Genomic DNA, 678 nt, shown 5'->3' with positions numbered 1-678 from the left:
CAAGATCTTCCAGCGCCTCCCCGACGACACCTGGTTCTACCCCGGCCACGGCAACGACTCGACCCTCGGCGCCGAGCGGCCGGCGCTGCCGGACTGGCGGGCGCGGGGCTGGTAAGGCACGCGGGTGCCTCAGCCGTCGTACGACCGCCGGAGGTCGTCGTACAGCAGCCGGTTGACGCGGTAGCGGATGCGTTGGGTCAGGTCGTCGCCGGGCGGGGCGCCGGGGGCCAGCAGCCGGAAGCCGAGCAGGGTCTCGGTCCCGCGCGCGGTCAATGTCATCTCCACCCGGTCGTCGGGACGCGCGGGCCACAGCGACGACCAGACGACGAGGTGCGGCCGCGCCGCCCCGAGCACCTCCGGCTCGATCTCGTCGCCCCGCAGCGCCAGCCAGGCGCGCACACCGACGCGCTTGCGCGCCACCAGGTCGTCCCACACGACGTGGGGCGGCGCCGGCAGGCGCTTGGCTCGCGCGCCGTACTCGATCACCAGGCCACCTCACCACGGACGCGGGCGATGTGCCTCCGGATTGCGTCAGGCCACCTCCGGCCAGTCCCCGTCGCCGTCCCACTCGGCGACCGGGCGGTACGGCGAGAGGCCGGGGCCGGTGATCGGGGGCAGGTTGTCGAACTGCCGCAGCTCGAGCGGGTCGGGCGAGGCGGTCGACCAGTCCGTGAGGTC

Annotated in this window: 1 protein-coding gene and 1 pseudogene; one reads left to right on the top strand and one right to left on the bottom strand. The window is 74.5% G+C overall.

Translation table 11 applies throughout. The annotated features are described in order from the left end of the window. Positions 1–115, top strand: a pseudogene (locus Q0L15_RS22205) (MBL fold metallo-hydrolase); the annotation flags it as partial. Positions 116–129: 14 nt separating this feature from the next. Here the strand turns inward: Q0L15_RS22205 and Q0L15_RS22200 are convergent. Continuing rightward, entirely contained in the window at positions 130–486 is a 357-nt protein-coding gene (locus tag Q0L15_RS22200) for a hypothetical protein (RefSeq protein ID WP_296607027.1), read from the bottom strand. Positions 487–678: the final 192 nt, after the last annotated feature.

Source organism: Nocardioides sp. (assembly GCF_024509035.1).
GTDB lineage: Bacteria > Actinomycetota > Actinomycetes > Propionibacteriales > Nocardioidaceae > Nocardioides.
Note: the sequence above shows the minus strand (reverse complement) of the source record. Positions and strands in the feature narration are given on the sequence as shown.